We start from the raw sequence: 723 nt of genomic DNA, 5'->3' as shown, positions 1-723 counted from the left end.
TCCTTGAGCACGACGCTGAACTTGCCGCCAGTGGCCTCGGGGCCGAGAACGAAGCGCAGGCCGGTCTGCGGCTGGCGCAGCCAGTTGGCCGGCTCCGTGAAGACGGCCACCATCAGGGTGGCGCCCTGCAGGCGGCTCGTGTCCAGGCCCTCGACTTCGAGGGTGACGTCTGCCGCCTGGCTGCACAGCGGCAGCAGGGCAAACAGGGCGGAGGCAAGGGCTTGGTGTTTCATCGCGATCTCCAGGGTTCAGCAGTGGGATGGCTGAATGTTGGAGATCGCCCCGCCGCGGCGCGAGCGCGCTGCGACAGGTGGGCGCCGGGCGGCGCGAGTGGACTTAACCCCGGCGCTTCTGGACGGCTGCAGCCAGCTCGCGCAGCAGCGGCTCGGTCTGGCTCCAGCCCAGGCAGGCGTCGGTGATGGACACGCCGGGCTTCAAGTCGGCCTTGGTCTGACCCTCGGCCAGGTCCTGCCGACCAGGCTGCAGATGGCTTTCGATCATGACGCCGGTGATGCGCTGGTCGCCGCCCGCGATCKGACCCGCGACGTCATGGCCGACATCGACCTGGCGCTCGTACTTCTTGCTGGAGTTGGCGTGCGAGAAGTCGATCATGACCTGCTCGCGCAGGCCCGAGGTCTTGAGCGCATCGCAGGCAGCGTTGACGGACGCCGCGTCGTAGTTGGGCGCCTTGCCGCCGCGCAGGATGACGTGGCAGTCCTCGTT

General features: G+C 68.6%; 1 protein-coding gene and 1 pseudogene. Both read right to left on the bottom strand.

Annotation, left to right across the window (positions count from 1 at the left end):
• The coding region (locus AC1DU6_RS33955) for a hypothetical protein (RefSeq protein WP_477862803.1) at positions 1 to 233 on the bottom strand (233 nt) is incomplete at its 3' end.
• A 103-nt stretch (positions 234 to 336) separates the two neighbouring features.
• Positions 337 to 723: pseudogene (locus AC1DU6_RS33950) on the bottom strand (3-deoxy-7-phosphoheptulonate synthase); the annotation flags it as partial.

Source organism: Roseateles sp. P5_B10 (assembly GCF_056400485.1).
The sequence above is the reverse complement of the archived record's forward strand: the minus strand, read 5'-3'. Positions and strand labels throughout refer to the sequence as shown.